At 61.6% G+C, this 16,079-nt stretch carries 15 protein-coding genes; 8 read left to right on the forward strand and 7 right to left on the reverse strand.

Features of this window, described 5'->3' with window-relative positions:
• Positions 1-20 precede the first annotated feature (20 nt).
• From K2Q04_RS03860 to K2Q04_RS03870, 3 genes are all read right to left on the reverse strand, one after another.
• Entirely contained in the window at positions 21-1,871 is a 1,851-nt protein-coding gene (locus K2Q04_RS03860; protein WP_291159475.1) for a DEAD/DEAH box helicase, read from the reverse strand.
• A gap of 311 nt (positions 1,872-2,182) precedes the next feature.
• Positions 2,183-3,136 (reverse strand): prolyl aminopeptidase, encoded by a 954-nt coding sequence (pip, locus tag K2Q04_RS03865; RefSeq protein WP_291159478.1) that lies wholly within the window; start codon positions 3,134-3,136, stop codon positions 2,183-2,185.
• Positions 3,121-3,360, reverse strand: coding sequence for a hypothetical protein (locus tag K2Q04_RS03870; protein ID WP_291159481.1), 240 nt, complete (start codon positions 3,358-3,360; stop codon positions 3,121-3,123). The genes pip and K2Q04_RS03870 overlap by 16 nt, the downstream gene beginning before the upstream one ends.
• A gap of 78 nt (positions 3,361-3,438) precedes the next feature.
• Between K2Q04_RS03870 and K2Q04_RS03875 the strand changes: the two genes are divergently transcribed.
• Positions 3,439-3,873 (forward strand): hypothetical protein, encoded by a 435-nt coding sequence (locus K2Q04_RS03875; RefSeq protein WP_291159484.1) that lies wholly within the window; start codon positions 3,439-3,441, stop codon positions 3,871-3,873.
• A gap of 265 nt (positions 3,874-4,138) precedes the next feature.
• Entirely contained in the window at positions 4,139-4,729 is a 591-nt protein-coding gene (locus tag K2Q04_RS03880) for an HdeA/HdeB family chaperone (protein ID WP_291159486.1), read from the forward strand.
• Positions 4,730-4,816: 87 nt separating this feature from the next.
• Here the strand turns inward: K2Q04_RS03880 and K2Q04_RS03885 are convergent, their stop codons facing one another.
• Both K2Q04_RS03885 and scpA read right to left on the reverse strand, forming a co-directional pair.
• Positions 4,817-5,023, reverse strand: a complete 207-nt coding sequence (locus tag K2Q04_RS03885; protein ID WP_291159488.1) for a hypothetical protein — start codon at positions 5,021-5,023, stop codon at positions 4,817-4,819.
• Between the two features lie 35 nt (positions 5,024-5,058).
• Entirely contained in the window at positions 5,059-7,233 is a 2,175-nt protein-coding gene (gene scpA, locus K2Q04_RS03890; RefSeq protein ID WP_291159491.1) for a methylmalonyl-CoA mutase, read from the reverse strand.
• A 370-nt stretch (positions 7,234-7,603) separates the two neighbouring features.
• Between scpA and K2Q04_RS03895 the strand changes: the two genes are divergently transcribed.
• The 5 genes from K2Q04_RS03895 to K2Q04_RS03915 all read left to right on the forward strand — a co-directional run bounded on the left by K2Q04_RS03895 (position 7,604) and on the right by K2Q04_RS03915 (position 11,138).
• The gene (locus tag K2Q04_RS03895; protein ID WP_291159493.1) at positions 7,604-8,152 is read left to right on the forward strand and encodes a glyoxalase superfamily protein; all 549 of its coding nucleotides are present in this window, start codon (positions 7,604-7,606) and stop codon (positions 8,150-8,152) included.
• 242 nt (positions 8,153-8,394) lie between these two features.
• Entirely contained in the window at positions 8,395-9,294 is a 900-nt protein-coding gene (locus K2Q04_RS03900; protein ID WP_291159495.1) for a DUF817 domain-containing protein, read from the forward strand.
• A 91-nt stretch (positions 9,295-9,385) separates the two neighbouring features.
• Entirely contained in the window at positions 9,386-9,655 is a 270-nt protein-coding gene (locus K2Q04_RS03905; protein ID WP_291159499.1) for a hypothetical protein, read from the forward strand.
• A 128-nt stretch (positions 9,656-9,783) separates the two neighbouring features.
• Positions 9,784-9,987, forward strand: a complete 204-nt coding sequence (locus tag K2Q04_RS03910; protein ID WP_291159502.1) for a hypothetical protein — start codon at positions 9,784-9,786, stop codon at positions 9,985-9,987.
• Between the two features lie 326 nt (positions 9,988-10,313).
• Positions 10,314-11,138: a hypothetical protein gene (locus K2Q04_RS03915; RefSeq protein ID WP_291159505.1), complete on the forward strand. Its 825-nt coding sequence runs from the start codon at positions 10,314-10,316 to the stop codon at positions 11,136-11,138.
• A 1-nt stretch (position 11,139) separates the two neighbouring features.
• Here the strand turns inward: K2Q04_RS03915 and K2Q04_RS03920 are convergent, their stop codons facing one another.
• Together K2Q04_RS03920 and K2Q04_RS03925 are read right to left on the reverse strand one after the other, a co-directional pair.
• The gene (locus K2Q04_RS03920) at positions 11,140-12,408 is read right to left on the reverse strand and encodes a chloride channel protein (RefSeq protein ID WP_291159509.1); all 1,269 of its coding nucleotides are present in this window, start codon (positions 12,406-12,408) and stop codon (positions 11,140-11,142) included.
• A 110-nt stretch (positions 12,409-12,518) separates the two neighbouring features.
• Positions 12,519-14,393: a methylmalonyl-CoA mutase family protein gene (locus K2Q04_RS03925; RefSeq protein WP_291159512.1), complete on the reverse strand. Its 1,875-nt coding sequence runs from the start codon at positions 14,391-14,393 to the stop codon at positions 12,519-12,521.
• Between the two features lie 217 nt (positions 14,394-14,610).
• On the opposite strand from K2Q04_RS03925, the gene K2Q04_RS03930 reads away from it, so the two are divergent.
• Positions 14,611-16,047 (forward strand): helicase HerA-like domain-containing protein, encoded by a 1,437-nt coding sequence (locus K2Q04_RS03930; RefSeq protein WP_291159515.1) that lies wholly within the window; start codon positions 14,611-14,613, stop codon positions 16,045-16,047.
• Positions 16,048-16,079 lie beyond the last annotated feature (32 nt).

A 16,079-nucleotide genomic window follows, 5' to 3' on the forward strand; every position in this document is an offset into this window, starting at 1 on the left:
CCGCCAAGGCCGAAGTTTTTTTAGTTTGCAGTCCGATCGCGGTCGCGACTGTCGTCACGCCGTTTCATGAACTTAGGCGCGTCCGAACCGCTGCCGCTCTTCCACGACGGGCGGCCTTCGCCGCCGCCATGATGTGGCTTTCTCGGTCCATGTCCGCCCTCGCGCTTTGAGTGACCGGCGTCATCACGATGACGTCCGCCCGGTGCATGGCCGCGATCGGGGCGTCCTGCTCCGTCGGCGTGGCGTGCGGGGCGCGAATCCGGACGGTGCTCGCCGCGGCGTTCACCGAAACGATGCTCGCCTGGGCGCTGGTCGCCGGAGCGATGCGGGCCCGAGCGGTGCTCGGCCGGGCGATCTCCGCGGTGATCGCGGCGCGGACCGCGATGGGCGCCGTCCTGATGGGGACGGTCCGCCGAACGCGACTCGTGCGTGCGGTCAGAAACGCCGAATACGGCAGCGCCTTCACCAACGTGCGCATCGCTTGCGCCAGCAGGCGTGTAGGGCCTGCGTGTAGCAGCGAAGTTCGGACGGTCGCCGCGACGGTCACCGGAGCGATCGCCATTTGAGCGATCACGATCACCGAAGGGGCGCTCGGACCGGGGCCGGCCAGAGCCAGCCTGATGGTTCGGGCGGGAACCGCCACCACGATGGCCTGCGCCACCGCGACCGCCACGAGGCGCACCCTCACGGCGCGGAGCGTCGTCATCCCGACGGCGTTCCGGCATCGGCAGAACTTCGCCGCCGATGTCGTCCATTATGACGAGCGGCTGCTTCATCATCTTCTCGATGGCGCGGATTTCGCCACGTTCTGACGGATCGCACAGCGAGATCGCGATGCCTGTCGTACCCTTGCGCGCCGTACGGCCGACGCGATGCACGTAGGTTTCCGGGTCGAGCGGCATGTCGAAGTTGACGACATGCGTGATGTTCGAAACGTCGATACCGCGGGCGGCGATGTCGGTCGCCACGAGAACGCGGATATGACCCAGCGTGAAGTCGTTCAGCGCGCGCTGACGGGCGTTCTGCGCCTTGTTGCCGTGGAAGGCAGACGAGCTGATGCCCGCCATGCCGAGCCGGTCGGCGACGCGGTCCGCGCCACGCTTCGTGCGCGTGAAGACGATGACGCGCTTGGCTTCTTCGTCGGCGAGGATGGTGTGCAGGCGGCTCTGCTTCTCAGCCGAGCGGACCATCATGACCTTCTGGTCGATACGATCGACGACGATGGTCTTCGACGAGAGGTCGACGCGGTAGGGGTCGTGCAGAATGTCGTAGGCGAACTTCTTGATCTCGACCGGCATCGTTGCCGAGAACAGTGCGGTACGACGCTTCTGCGGGATCAGCGAAACGATCTTGTTGATGTCGCGGATGAAGCCCATGTCGAACATGCGGTCGGCTTCGTCGATGACCAGCGTCTGCACGCCGGACAGATCGCAGCTTCTCATGTTGACGTGATCGAGCAGACGGCCCGGCGTCGCCACGAGGACGTGGACACCGCGCTTCAGCGCGTTGATCTGCGGGCCTTTGCTGACGCCGCCGAGAACGACGGCACGGCGGATGTTCATGTTGCGCGAGAGTTTTGCCACTTCCTGGTCGATCTGGACGGCAAGCTCGCGGGTCGGCGCGAGAATTAGGGCAACGACTTGCTTCCAGCCCGGTTCGATTGCGTCCGTCGCAATCTTGTTGAGGATTGGAAGAAGGAAGGTTGCGGTCTTACCGGAGCCCGTCTCGGCCATGCCGAGGAGGTCGCGGCCTTCCAGCTGCGGCGGCAGCGCCTGCACCTGAATGGGAGTCGGTGTCGTGTACCCGCATTGTGTCAGGGCACGCGAAAGAGGCTCGGCAAAACCGAATTCCTCGAAAGTCTGTGTTGTCAAAGTGAAAGAGTCCCAAGGGCTTCTCGCCCCGAGCATCCTGTGCCGGGGTTTGTCCCATGGCCCACACCGGCGCTGTCGGGGTGCGGCCTTGTCTATAAGGATTGATCTCAATGCAGGGTCGAGCGCGGTGATTGAACCGCTTGTAGTGGCACGAGGACCCGAGCGCCATCGAAGAGCAATGGGCGCTGTATCACGGTGTTTGTATTAAAAGTCAAGCAGTTCGGGTCGCGCGTGCGCCTCTGCCGCGGAAGGTTAGCGCCCGTTTGCGGACTTCTGGGGAGGGCGCGCGAGTCGCTCCGCCATTAAGCGTCTCAATCGTTAATCGCCCGGCGCATGGCATCCATGACGCCCGGCTCGGTCATCGAATGTCCGGCATGGTCGATGATTTCCAGCCGTACCCCCGGCCAGGCAGCGGCCAACGCGTAGGCGTTTTTCGGTGGGCACAGAAGGTCGTAGCGGCCTTGGATGATGGTGCCAGGGATGCCTGCAAGGCGGTGCGCATTCGATAGAAGCTCTCCCGGTTCGAGGAAGAAGCTGTTTTTTATGTAGTGGGCTTCGATGATCGACGTCGGCGGCAAGCGGGCGTCGCCCGGAACGTTGTCGGGCAGGACGGCGTGTTTCGGGGCGAGTTCGGAAAGGGCGCGTTCGTAGGCAAACCAGACGTGTGCGGATGGTGTCTGTATGGCCCGGTCCGGATCGGTGAGGCGTTTGACATAGGCTGACAGGGGATCTCGCCGCTCATCCGGCGGAAGGCGATTGCAAAAGGCCTCGAACATTTCGGGCCGGAAGATTTTGGGTCCATCGACGAAGGCCCAGCGAACCTCTTCGTCCGTGCCAAGAAAGAGCGCACGCAGAACGAGGCTGGATACGCGCTCGGGATGGCGCTCGGCGTAAGCGATGGCCAAGGTCGAACCCCAGGAGCCGCCGACGAGCATCCACTTCGCAATGGCGAAGTGTTCGCGAACCACTTCGAGGTCGGCGATCAGATCCGGCGTCGTATTGGCTTTGCATGAAAGGTACGGGTGGCTGCGGCCCGCGCCGCGCTGATCGATGAGGAAGACGTGATCGCGCGCGGGGTCGAACAGCGTTCGATGAAGGGCCTGGGAGCCGCTTCCGGGACCGCCGTGAAGGAAAACAATAGGGCGGCCGCCCTTCGTTCCGACTTCCTCAACATAAATCCAATGGCCGTCGCCGACGCTGAGCATGCGGGCATCGAAAGGACGGAACGATTCGGGTAGGGTCTTCATCGTCACTTTGCTGAGCATGCTTTTTCATAAACGGCAAGTTTGGCGGGTAAGAAGCTCGCAACCATCGCAAACGGAATGACAACCGGATATTCCGCCGGTCGTCGTAGGACCGTCACGGTGAGCATGCGAGGTTCCGGAATTGCGGCGTCCCGAAGGCGATTTTTATGCGTCATATAGCCGGACAGTCCGTCGTCACGAAACTCGTGGTTTCCAGTTTCCGACTGATTGACGAAATTCGACACGATACCTACGTCCCCCAGGCCACAAAACGGATCGTGGAGCTTTATGAAGATCAGCCGCCGATCTCAATGGAGTAAAATATGGTCCAGAGCGAACTTTGGAATACACACCGTGCATCGGCGATAGGCGTAACGCTGGCGGCAGCCCTGGGCATGAGTTTTGCGGGCTTCGGTGCTGCGCACGCAGCGGAATCTGCGACGCTCGTGGGGACATGGTCCGGGAACGGCTCGATCAGCTTTTCGTCCGGCAACAAGGAAGGCGCGAGGTGCCGGGCGCACTTCGCAAAGACCGGCGCGACGAGCTACATCATGTCGGCTTCCTGCGCCACCGCCTCAGCCAGGGTCGACCAGTCTGCCGAGCTGAACAGGGTTGGCGCAAATAGCTACGTCGGAAGCTTCTACAATCAGCAGTACAATACCGGCGGCCAGATCCGTATCACCGTCAACGGCCGCAGCGGGTACGTACGGCTTTCGGGCGAAGCGGGCACGGCTGTTTTCAACCTCAGCAAGCGCTAAGCCGAAAAGATATCAAGCAATAGCGGCGCGCGAGGTTTGCGCGCCGTTCGTCTGTCGACTGACTGTCTCGCTTTTTGACCCAGATAGCGTTCGAGCGGTGCATTTCTCACACGCGCTGCGCATGCATTTTGTTGTATTTTGATCTCATCGCTGATTCGCACTCGGGGACATGCCGCAAACGCGGGTCCGTTCCGTAGCGCGAGGCAAACCTTCAGCGACCATGCCTCGTCGTCCATCTCACATCGTCATATTCGGAGCTTACTCCATGATGCGCACTCTTTTGAGCGCGGTTACAGCTGCGCTGTTGCTCGCAACGTCCCCCAATTCCGCTTCGGCCGATATGATCGACGCGTCGACGCTTACCTGTCATGACCTCATTGAAACTGCCGCGTCGTCCGAAAAAAGTTCGGTGTATGGCGCGACCGTCGTTCTCTATTGGATGGCTGGCTATCAGGCGACCGCCGAGCAGGGCACGGTCGTCGATTTCGACAACCTGTCGAAGGAATTCGCCGCTACGACGGAGTTCTGCGGAAAGAATCCGACCGTCGGCGTCATGTCGGCTTCCGAGAAATTCATGGGTGAGAACGCCGAGGACCAGACGCCCAAAGCCATCGACCTCGCGATCCTGAAGTGCGAAGCCGTCAATACGACGAAGGACGACGAGACCGACGGCCTCGGGCAGATTTTGATGTGGCTCGCTGGTTATCACGCGAGCGTCGCCAAGAGCACGGTCATCGACATGGACAAGTTCGGGGAGAGCGTCACCAAGATGGCGACCTACTGCGCCGAAAATCCCCAGATGGGCCTCTTCACTGCGAGCGAAAAGTTCATGAGCGAAGAAGGGGATGGGGAGTAAGGGCGATTTGGGCCGGTGCTCGTCGTTTGCGAACGGACGAGCACCGTGAGCCTCGCCTGAACCGAACTTCGCTACCGGCTCGGCTGCTTATTGCCCGCCTCGCTGGTCGCTGGCGAATTCTTCCTCGAGCTCGTGTTCAAGCTTCACGAGATCATCCGGCAAGGGCATGCCGGTTGCCTTCATTTGGTTCAGCTTTTCCTTCACGGACAAATAAATCTCGTGCTTGTCCTCGGGCTGGTTCTGCATGTCGGTCAGCAGCTGCAAGATTTCCAGCTTGATTTGGTCGAAGGCCATGGACCCTACCTTTCACGAAACCGAAATGCAGGCGATTACTCCGCCGCCTGCTTATCGACGTAGCCGAGCTGAGCGTTGAGCTTTTCGACGAGGTCGGCGGCGGCTTCCGGAATGTTGGTGCCGGGGCCGAACACGGCCTTTGCGCCGGAGCGGAACAGCTCGTCGTAGTCGGACGGCGGGATGACGCCACCGACGACGATCATGATATCGCCGCGGCCTTCCTTGTCGAGCGCCGCCTTCAGCTCAGGCACGAGCGTCAAGTGTCCAGCGGTCAGCGACGACACGCCGACGACGTGCACGTCGTTTTCGACGGCCTGGCGAGCCGCTTCGTCGGCTGTTGCGAACAGCGGTCCGATGTCGACGTCGAAGCCCAAATCGGCGAACGCGGATGCGATGACCTTCTGGCCGCGGTCGTGACCGTCCTGGCCGAGCTTCGCTATCAGAATGCGGGGCCGGCGGCCGTCGTTCTTATCGAAGGCTTCGACCAGCTTCTTGACGCGATCAACGCTCGGGTTCATCGCCGCTTCCTTCTTATAGACGCCGCTGATGGCGCGGATTTCGGCCTTGTGGCGGGTGAAGACCTTTTCGAGCGCGTAGGAGATTTCGCCGACGGTTGCCTTCTTGCGCGCTGCTTGCACAGCGAGGTCGAGCAGATTGGCATTGCCCTTCGCGCCTTCCGTCAACGCGTTTAGGGCTGTTTCGACTTCGGCTTCGTTACGTTCGCTGCGCAGGCGGTCGAGTTTCGCAAGCTGGGCTTCGCGCACGGCGCGGTTGTCGACCTTGAGGAAGTTGACCTCGCGGTCGCCCTGGATTTTGTACTTGTTGATGCCGGTGATCGTCTGACGGCCGCTGTCGATGCGGGCCTGCGTGCGGGCGGCGGCTTCTTCGATGCGGAGCTTCGGGATGCCTGCGGCAATCGCCTTCGCCATGCCGCCCTGCTCTTCGATTTCCTGGATGTGGACGAGGGCTTTCTTGGCAAGCTCGTACGTTAACCGTTCGACGTAGTGGCTGCCGCCCCATGGGTCGATGGTGCGGGTGGTGCCGCTTTCCTGCTGCAACAGCAGCTGTGTGTTGCGGGCAATGCGGGCGGAGAAGTCGGTCGGCAACGCGATTGCTTCATCGAGACCGTTCGTATGCAGCGACTGTGTGTGGCCTTGCGTTGCGGCCATCGCCTCGAGGCACGTGCGCGTCGCGTTGTTGAAGATGTCCTGTGCGGTCAGCGACCATCCGGACGTTTGCGAATGCGTGCGCAGCGACAGGGAGCGCGCGTCCTTCGGATTGAATTCGTCCTTGATCAGCTTCGCCCAGAGCAGACGCGCGGCGCGCATCTTGGCGATCTCCATGAAGTAGTTCATGCCGATCGCCCAGAAGAACGAGAGGCGCGGCGCGAAGGCGTCGATATCGAGACCGGCGGCGACGCCTGCGCGTGCGTATTCGATGCCGTCGGCGATCGTGTAGCCGAGTTCGAGGTCCGCCGTCGCGCCCGCTTCCTGCATGTGATAGCCGGAAATCGAGATCGAATTGAACTTCGGCATGTTCGCGCTGGTGTAGGCGAAGATGTCCGAGACGATGCGCATCGAGGGCGCTGGCGGGTAGATGTAGGTATTGCGCACCATGAACTCTTTCAGAATGTCATTCTGAATGGTTCCGGCGAGCTTTTGCGGCGGGACACCCTGTTCCTCGCCCGCGACGATGAAGAGCGCGAGGACCGGAAGCACGGCGCCGTTCATCGTCATCGAGACGGTCATGTCCTGCAGCGGAATGCCGTCGAAGAGAACGCGCATGTCGTAAATCGAGTCGATCGCCACGCCCGCCATGCCGACGTCGCCTTTGACGCGCGGGTGATCGGAATCGTAGCCACGATGGGTCGCGAGATCGAACGCGATGGAGAGGCCCTTCTGGCCCGCCGCGATGTTGCGGCGATAGAAGGCGTTCGAATCCTCAGCGGTCGAGAAGCCGGCGTACTGGCGGATGGTCCAGGGCTGTAGCGCATACATCGCCGGATAGGGGCCGCGGACGTACGGCGCGATGCCCGGCAGGCCATCAATGAAGTCCAGACCGGCGGTGTCGGCATCGGTGAAGACCGGCTTCACCGGGATCCCTTCGGGCGTTTCCCAGACGGGCGCCTCCGGGGCGGCGGCTTTCGCGGCCGGTTTACCAGTGGCGGGAGGGTCGAGGGGTACCTGTGCGAAATTCGGGATCGAGGACATCGGGTAGGGGTGTTCCGGACCAAAGTTTGAATTCTGGCGGGACGGTACGCGAAAACCGGGGGCGGGGACAACATTCCTTGAGGCGTGCGACGCCGCTTCGCGGGTGTAAGCACCGGGTTTTGGTGGGCCCGGCTACCCTACGTGGTCAATCCTTTACCCTGACGGGCGGGCGCAAAGATATTTGGCTGGCAAAGGCGGCTCAAATCCGTAACCTTGTGGGTATGGCCGGAGGCGGCCAGCAGCTCGCACCCCCGAAAGGGGGCATGGCGAACGCCTCCCATTTCATCCTTCCTGACCGTTTCAACCGTCGGACAAAGGCGTTGGTAATGCGGGCGCTAACGAAGACTTCGCAGCGACGAAGGAAACGGAAATGCGAGATTACCGCGACGCTAAGGCCATGGCGAAAGCCATGCAGGAGACGCTTGCCGACCGCAACGTGACGATCACTCACAGCGAGGCGCTTGAGGTGGTCGCTCGTCAGTTCGGGCTGGAAAACTGGAACATCCTGTCGGCGAAAATCAAAAGTGCGCGAGCCGCTCAGGATGACGGGGCGATATCTTTCGACCAGGCCGTGCCCATCGTGCGCATCTTCGATGTCGCGAAGGCGCACGAATTCTATATCGGCTTTCTCGGCTTCACCGTCGATTGGGAGCACCGCTACGGCGACAATTTCCCGCTCTATATGCAGGTCTCGCGTGGCGGGCTGAGGCTGCATCTCTCCGAGCACGCGGGAGATGCGACGCCGGGCAGCAATATGTGCGTGTACATGAAGGGCATCCGTGCCCTGCACAAGGAACTCTCAGCCAAAAACTATCGCTACATGAAACCGGGTCTTGAGGACGAGGGGACACGGCTGGAGCTCCATGTCACCGATCCATTCAATAACCGCATCCGTTTCATGGAACCCAAAGATCAGTAGGCCGGCAGTCTCCGAGGGCCACGGCGGGGGTTCCTGGCTCCCGCCAAGTGTAATTCAACGCGGCCATGACGACATCCTGGGTGGTTCCCGTCAGCGTTAGCCGATGGTGTATGCCGGTGGCCGGATTGAGGACTCGCGGCGTTGATCCGAAGACCTTTCTGCGGGCCGCTTTCGGAAACGAGAATGCCACAAACGTCGGCATGATGTCCAAACCCGCCCTGCCGTCTCTTCCAAGGTCAGATATGCAACGCAAGGTCTCCGACAGGACGCTCAAGACAAGTGCGGCCCGGCTCTGGGCGCCCTTGGCGCGCTTCATCGATTGGGAAGCCGAGCTTGGAGAGGCCGCCGAGGCGAGAGGTCCGGCAGCTCACTTCGCCTACGAGTTCGTTCGATTTGGCGTCAAGCAGGCGTGGGCCTGCCTGTTCGGCGCGTTGATGCTGACGCTTCTGATCGCCACGCATTTTTTCTATCCGAAGGGTGCGGAACTCGCCCGCTACGATTTCCTCGTCATCGCGGCCGTGCTGATTCAAATTCTGATGGTCGTTTTCAAGCTCGAAACGATCGACGAGGTGAAGGTCATTTGCGTCTTCCATGTCGTCGGCACGGTGATGGAGATCTTCAAGACGTCGGTCGGGTCGTGGCTTTATCCGGAGCCCAGTATTCTTCGCATTGGGGGCGTTCCGCTATTCACCGGATTCATGTATGCCGCGATCGGTTCATATATTGCGCGCTGCTGGCGTCTTTTCGATTTTCGTTTTACGCGGCATCCGCCGGTTTGGGCGCTCGGCATCTTGAGCGTGGCGATCTATGCGAACTTCTTCGGACACCATTACGTGTGGGATGCGCGGCCCATTCTTTTTGCGGCGGCAATCGTGCTCATCGGGCCGTGCACGGTCTACTACAAGATCTGGAAGGTTCATCGGCACATGCCGCTGCTGGTGGGGCTTTTTCTCGTCGCGGTTTTCATCTGGTTCGCGGAGAATATCGGGACGTTCACGGCAGCCTGGGCCTACCCCCACCAGCGGCATGGGTGGGAACTCGTCGGGATCGGCAAGCTCGGATCGTGGTTTCTGTTGATGTTGATTTCATACACGCTTGTTGCCTGGCTCAACCGGCCGAATACGGTGGTAAATTCGGAATAGCTAAGTAGATTATTTACCTCGAATTCGCGTGGCGCCATTCTGCCGGAGCGCTTCGCCGTAGAATACGGCACTCTTGCTCGGAGCGGATTCCATGGCTCAATTACCCAATTTCGCAGCGGCTTTGTTATTTGTTGTCGGCGTCGGCGCAACGAATGCGTCAGCGGCGGGCCCGGCCGCCAGCGATCTCGCCGCTCAGGTTCGCACTCAAGGTTTTGCTTGCGACAAGCCGCAGGGCGCCGAAAAGAACGACTCGGCTTCGCGGCCCAATGAGGAAGTGTGGATCCTCACGTGCGAGAACGGGGCCTACCGCATGACGGTCGTGCCCGACATGGCGGCGAAGATCGAAAAGATCGACAAGTAATTCCCGGCGTTCCGCGTCACCTGAGGTGTCGCTCGATAGGTGTTCCGGGCGGAACAGCGACGGCCGCGAGCTTCGCGCATTCTTCCTCTCATCAGACCCCAACCGGTCCATGAGAGGAGATCAGAATCATGTCGGGTATCGTCATTGCATCCGCCGCCGCAGCAGTCACAACGGTCGCGACTGTCGTGGTCGCCGCCCTTCCTGACGCGCAGGCGCTTCTCTCGCCGTTGACCGAAGGCGGCAACGAATATGCGATTGCCACCATGTCGGTGCTCGCCTCCATTCCCATGCTCGGCATCATGGCCGTTCTCGCGACATCGGCTCGCGAATAACGGGTTCGTCGCGCTCCAAGCTTCTCCGCGTGCTTGCTTCTTCTCTTGCTCCTCTTCTTGCTTCTTCTCCGGTGCGACTTTGCCGGCTCTTCATCGGAGCCGGCATTTTTTTGTCCGCTGCGGCTTCGACGGCAAGCGCGTTGCTCTCAAACAGAGCAAGTGGCGCGGCCATTGTCCTGCCTTGGTTGCAAGTTCAATTGTCTTTGGGGAATGGGGGGTTATGGAAGCGAGCTTCCAGCCTGTTTCGCTTTTTGTAAAAGGGTGCCGCGGCACCGGTGCGGGCCGGAGTCGACGAGTGCTCCCATGTATCGCGTGGGGTATGCGTCGTGAAATTCAGGACTTTCATCGTCGTCGGAGGCGCGATCTTTGCGTCGTCGTTTTCCGCTCCGACAAAATTTGGCCCCGTGACCAACGCAGATGCGGCCGACGGAATTCAACAGACAGCGCAAGAAGCGGTGACGGTTCCGGAGTTCGTGCCGATCTTGAACTTCAGCCAATTCGTGCTCGCCACCGAGCAGTTTGCTGAGGCGAACCGCCTGTCGGATCGTGCTGCAGCCGAAGCGTTGAGCGCCAAATTTGCATTGGCTTCCGAGGTCCAGCACGTCGACCTGCATCAGGTCCGGCAAACGCCAGCGATCATCGAAAGCGCGCGGAGCCTTGCGGCTCCGGTTTCCGATCCGGTTGAAAGACCGGCAGAACCTCTCGCCGATCCGGTGAAGGTCGTCACCGTCGTTCCGGAAGCCTTCGAAGCGCCAGCCGCCGAAGTGCCAGCCGCGGAGGCGGAACATCAGCAGACCGAGACGACTGCGAGCGAGAGCAAGCCTTCGGCTGCCAGCCGCCCGAATCCGGAGAAGCGCTTCCGCCCCGCTATGGGCCTCGGCATGACCGAACCGGATGACGCTGCGGCGCTGTTCCCGTCCTCAGCGAAGCAATCAAAGAAAAAGCGCGCCGACAAGGTTACGAACCGGCGCTTGGCAACGACTGCGATGCCTCCGATGGTCAATTCGGCGAACGCGCCGGATGGTGCCTATCACGGCAAGGTCGAGAAGGAACAATTCCAAATCGGAATTCCCGGCCAGTCGATGGAGCCGTTGATCTCGACCTGCGCGAAGGGCGAACGGAAATGTTTCGGGCCGTTCTGCGGGTGCTGAGTTAGCCTGGCTGCGGAGGCGATGCTTTCGCTTCGTCCGGTCGATGTGCGAAGGCATGTGACAGAGCGTGATAGAGAGGTTCGCGGCTGATCAAGCGCGATACGCCTGCGGCCAGCACAGCGGTCGCCAGCAGCGGGATGACCATGTTGCGATCGCTGGTCATCTCCATCACGATGACTACGGCGGTCAGCGGTGATTGGACTACGGCCGCGAAGTAGCCAACAGTCATTAGCAGCATGAGAGCGCGGGGATCGACGAATGTGACGATAGGGGTCAGCATAGACCCAAGCCCCGAGCCAACCGCGAGCGAGGGTGAGAACAATCCTCCCGGAATGCCGCTTGCCGACGACAGCATGGTCGTCACGAGTTTTGAAGGGCCGTACCAGAACGGCAGGTGTTCTCCCAGTAGCAGGCCAGCCCGGGTTTGGCCGTAGCCGTTTCCCGAGGCGTAACCGGCTGTCGCAACACTGAGGACCGCAACGATGAGCCCGCAGAAACCGGCGAATGCTGTCCGGTTCCGGCGGAGTGCTGCTATGACTTCCGGCGGCCTGCGGGTGATGGTCAGGAGCGAAAGCGAAAAGAGACCGCCCATGATTCCGCCGAGGGCCGCGCAGATCGGGACCGCAGCCCAGTCAACGGCATTGATCATCTGTGCCGAGACTTCGCCGAAATAGGCATAGTTTCCCAAGATCAACCAGCTAACCCCGCCGGCGATTGCTACCGATGCGATCACAATGTCGTTGATGCGGCCTGCGAACGATTTGGCTAGTTCCTCTATCGCAAAGAGGACGCCGGCGATTGGTGCATTGAATGCCGCCGCGATGCCTGCAGCAGAGCCCGCGAGCACAAGGCCGTTGTGGCGTCCGATGCCGGCAAAGCTCGCAACGGCGAACATCACGGAAGCGCCGACTTGGACCGTTGGGCCCTCACGACCGACGGAGGCGCCGACGACCAGCGCGAGAGCCGTCATGACGATTTTTGCGAGCGTCGTCTGCAGACCGAGAAGGCGTTGACGGTGGGCTGGATCTCGACTTGCGCGGGCGGCGATGACTTGTGGAATGCCGCTACCGGCCGCTGCCGGAAACCAGCGCCCCGTGACATAGGCGAGCGCCATGAAGCCAAACGGCGTCATCACGAACGGCAGCCAGCGCCATTCAGTCAGTATGTAGCCATAGAGCGCTTGAGCCTTATCGGCGAGTTCGGCGAAGCCCACGGCGGCAAGGCCGACGAATATCGCGCCCAAAAGAAACACGGCGCGCCGGTGCCACACTCGGCGCGTGAATCCGACATATCGATATCTGCGTAGTCGCAATGCTCTGCGGCTGCGCGTGCCGTTATCTGCTGGTCCAGATCGTTTCTGCACGGGCCCCGTCGCGCGATCTAGCTAAGCTTTTCCTGCAGGCCCTTGAGGGTCGCCACGGCGTCGGCTCCTGCGAACAGGAACTGGTCGACGCCCGCCGATTTGAGTGCGGCTTCCTGTTCGCCCGGCCGTCCCGCCATCAAGACGAGCTTGGCGCCCGCGGCTTTCAACGCTTGCGCTGCCGGTCCGGCGAGCGCGGCGTTGACGCTGTCGGACGAGCAGATGCACGCGGCATCGGCGCCGGATTCACGGAATGCGGCGGCCGCATCTTCCGGCGTCTTGTACCCGTCGCTGATGAGTGCCGCGATGCCGCCTGCCGCCAGGTAATTCTTCACCCAAGTCGTGCGGACGTTGTGATCGACGATCTCACCCATGCTGGCGAGAAAGACCTTGAAGCCGCCATGCGCATCGGCGGCGTCGCGTAAAGCTTCGAACGCTTCGCCGAGACGGTGAGGCCGAAGCGGCGTCACTTCGATCGCCGCTTTGCCGGCGGGCGGTGACGGCGCTGTCCAAGGCTCGGCGTGGACGCCGTCATCGCCAAGCAATGGGAAGGCGTTGACGCCTGTCAGCTCCTGCCGGATCGTGGCGATCGACTTGGCTCGCGTTTCGGCGGTCTTGGCGATGATTTCCTGGATATAGCCTGACGTGAGCCCGGCGAGGAGACCGCCGCGTGCTTCGATATCCTGGAAGATCTCCCAGGCCTTCCTGGCCATGTCGTCGGTCAGATTTTCGACGTACCAGGAACCGCCAGCCGGATCGTTGACGCGGCCGAGATTGCTCTCTTCCTGGCAGACGATTTGAATGTTGCGGGCGACGCGCTGCGCAAATGCGTCGGGCTTGCCGAGGGCGAATGTGAAGGGGAGAACGACGATTGCGTCCGCACCGCCGAGTGCCGCACCGGCGCAGGCGATGGTCGTGCGCAGGATGTTGGTCCAAGGATCACGCTTCGCCATGATGCGATAGGACGTCGGGCAATTGAGCTTCACGGCTGAGGCGACATCGCCAGCGCCCGACGCATCGGCGACGCGCCAGATCAGGCGGCGTGCCGCGCGCAGCTTCGCAATCGTCGCGAATTCGTCGACGTCGGCTGCGAGCGAGACATTGATTTTCGGCAGCGCCTTTTCTGGGGGAATGCCTCCTTGCTCGGCCGCTCGCAGATAGGCAACGAGGGCGGACAGCATGAAGGCCAGTTCCTGCGCTTCGCTCGCACCTGCGACATGCGCGACGACGCCGTCGGCCGTCATGACTTGCACGCGCGGGTTTGCCTCGGTCGCATTCATCAGCGCGACGGCGCGAGCCAATGCCGTTTCAACCGGCTCGGACAGGCGTCCGGACATGGCGAGCGTGCCGAGTGGGTCGGCGCCGAACGAGCCTTGCCGATCGCCAGCCTTGATGCCGCGCGCGTCCCATTCGGCATTGAGCGCCAGGGCGGCGTCGAAAGAGTTTTCCTGGGCGACGAGGACGATCGGGCAGACGTCGAGAAGGACGTCCTTCAGGGCCGTAGCGAACGCCTCTTTCGTTGGGGCCAAGCCGTTTCCGCCGACCTGGATGCCGATCGACGTCACGCCGCCCTGGAGATCGTCGAGGATTGCGGCGTTCAATGCCTTCGGATCGCTCTCGATGTGGAACGTGCGGATATCCCAGCCGAGGCCTTCGCGGACGGCTTGCGTCCCGCGCGTGAAGGGGGCGGCTCCCGGTAGTTGGTTGACCGTCGCCTGCAGGGCGTCGCCGCGGGTATAAAGCGGATTAATCTTGATGCCGTCGGCGGTGCGGGTGACCAGCCTTTTTTCGAAATCGGCTCCCTTCAGGGCCTTATCGACCAGCGCGCGCCACTGCTCGGTGTTGGCGGCGGGGAAATCCCCAGAAAGGTGCAATTCGTTAGTCCGGGTTGTCATACAACTTGGCTCCCACAGGCGAGGGGCGTTACCGGCACGCCCGCTTTCCGATATACCCGCTCAGGAGCCGGGTGCGAGTGTGAAATAAATCTCGGCGACCGGCCGAATTGCCGCGCTCGGCACGTCCTGGCGGCCGGTTTGCTTAGAGCGGCGACGCATGGCATCACCGGCAGGAGCTTCGGCCAATGAGTCGAGTTCGTAGATAGCTGGAGGCGAAATGACTGGTACGCACGGCGCAGAGGGGTCTGGCGAGCCCGTCGCCGATCCTCGCGATTATGTGCAGGATGGGCTGATCCTCATCGGCGTCAGCAAAGCGGGCCCCGATTTGAAGCCCGAGTGCATCGAGCTCGCTCTCGCCAATCGTCATGGTCTCATCACGGGCGCAACGGGCACCGGCAAAACGGTGACACTGCAGGTGTTGGCGGAAGGGTTCTCCGCTGCCGGTGTTCCGGTTTTCGCGGCAGACATCAAGGGTGACCTTTCCGGCATCGCCGCGACGGGCAAACCGTCGCCGAAGCTCGTCGAGCGGGCTCAGGAGATCGGCCTGACTCGATACGGCAATACGTTCTTTCCAACCGTCTTCTGGGACATCTTCGGGAAAGACGGACATCCCGTGCGCGCGACCGTGCAGGAAATGGGACCGCTTCTTCTTTCGCGCCTCATGGAGCTGACCGAACCGCAAGAGGGCGTACTGAACATCGCGTTTCGCTGGGCGGAAGATCAGCGCGCGGCCGGCGACGACAAGATGACGATCCTTGATCTCAGGGATCTCAGATCGGTCATCGACGAAATGGGCCAGAAGGCTTCGACACTCAGAAGCAAGTACGGACACGTCGCGCCCGCAACCGTCGGCGTCATTCAGCGCCGCCTCTTGGTTCTCGAGGAGCAGGGCGCCGCTCAATTCTTCGGCGAGCCTGCGCTCGACATCATGGATTTCCTCGAGGTCAAGCCGGACGGCCGCGGTGTGGTCAACGTACTTGCCGCCGAGAAGCTGATGAACACGCCGCGTCTCTACGCGACGTTCCTGCTGTGGCTCTTGACGGAGCTGTTCGAGAAGCTTCCCGAGGTCGGCGATCTCGATAAGCCGAAGCTCGTGTTTCTGTTCGACGAGGCACATCTTCTTTTCAACGATGCGCCGAAAGCCGTGCTTGAGCAGATCGAGCGCGTCACGCGACTCATCCGTTCGAAAGGCGTCGGCGTCTATTATGTGACGCAAAGTCCGGGCGATGTGCCGGATCGCGTTTCGGCGCAGCTCGGCAATCGTATTCAGCACGCACTGCGCGCCTTCACGCCGAAGGAGCAGAAAGCGATCCGTGCGGCGGCGCAGACGTTCCGTCCCAATCCTGAGATCGACACCGAGCGGGCCATTCAGGAGCTGAAGGTTGGCGAGGCGCTGGTGTCGCTTCTGCACGGCAAAGGCGAGCCGTCGATGGTGGAGCGGACGCTCATCCGGCCGCCTATGTCGCGCGTGGGGCCGCTGACGGCGGATGAGCGCAAGGACATCATTGCGGCGGATAGCAATAGCCTGCGGAAATACGACAAGGAACTCGACCGCGAATCGGCGCACGAACGCCTGCAGTCGCGAAATACCGTCGTCGGACAGCTGAAGCAGAGGCTTTCGTCATTCTCGAACATTCTTCGCGGCAAGGGATGAGCACGGGACAGCCGCTGCGATCCGTTGAAAGT

Source organism: Hyphomicrobium sp. (assembly GCF_019753045.1).
Taxonomy (GTDB): Bacteria; Pseudomonadota; Alphaproteobacteria; order Rhizobiales; family Hyphomicrobiaceae; genus Hyphomicrobium_B.

Bases quoted from the DNA above. Each gene is read 5' to 3' on its own strand.
- pip (WP_291159478.1), bottom strand. From the start codon at position 3,136: ATGCTCAGCAAAGTGACGATGAAGACCCTACCCGAATCGTTCCGTCCT.
- K2Q04_RS03875 (WP_291159484.1), top strand. From the start codon at position 3,439: ATGGTCCAGAGCGAACTTTGGAATACACACCGTGCATCGGCGATAGGC.
- K2Q04_RS03880 (WP_291159486.1), top strand. From the start codon at position 4,139: ATGATGCGCACTCTTTTGAGCGCGGTTACAGCTGCGCTGTTGCTCGCA.
- K2Q04_RS03885 (WP_291159488.1), bottom strand. From the start codon at position 5,023: ATGGCCTTCGACCAAATCAAGCTGGAAATCTTGCAGCTGCTGACCGAC.
- scpA (WP_291159491.1), bottom strand. From the start codon at position 7,233: ATGTCCTCGATCCCGAATTTCGCACAGGTACCCCTCGACCCTCCCGCC.
- K2Q04_RS03895 (WP_291159493.1), top strand. From the start codon at position 7,604: ATGCGAGATTACCGCGACGCTAAGGCCATGGCGAAAGCCATGCAGGAG.
- K2Q04_RS03900 (WP_291159495.1), top strand. From the start codon at position 8,395: ATGCAACGCAAGGTCTCCGACAGGACGCTCAAGACAAGTGCGGCCCGG.
- K2Q04_RS03905 (WP_291159499.1), top strand. From the start codon at position 9,386: ATGGCTCAATTACCCAATTTCGCAGCGGCTTTGTTATTTGTTGTCGGC.
- K2Q04_RS03910 (WP_291159502.1), top strand. From the start codon at position 9,784: ATGTCGGGTATCGTCATTGCATCCGCCGCCGCAGCAGTCACAACGGTC.
- K2Q04_RS03925 (WP_291159512.1), bottom strand. From the start codon at position 14,393: ATGACAACCCGGACTAACGAATTGCACCTTTCTGGGGATTTCCCCGCC.
- K2Q04_RS03930 (WP_291159515.1), top strand. From the start codon at position 14,611: ATGACTGGTACGCACGGCGCAGAGGGGTCTGGCGAGCCCGTCGCCGAT.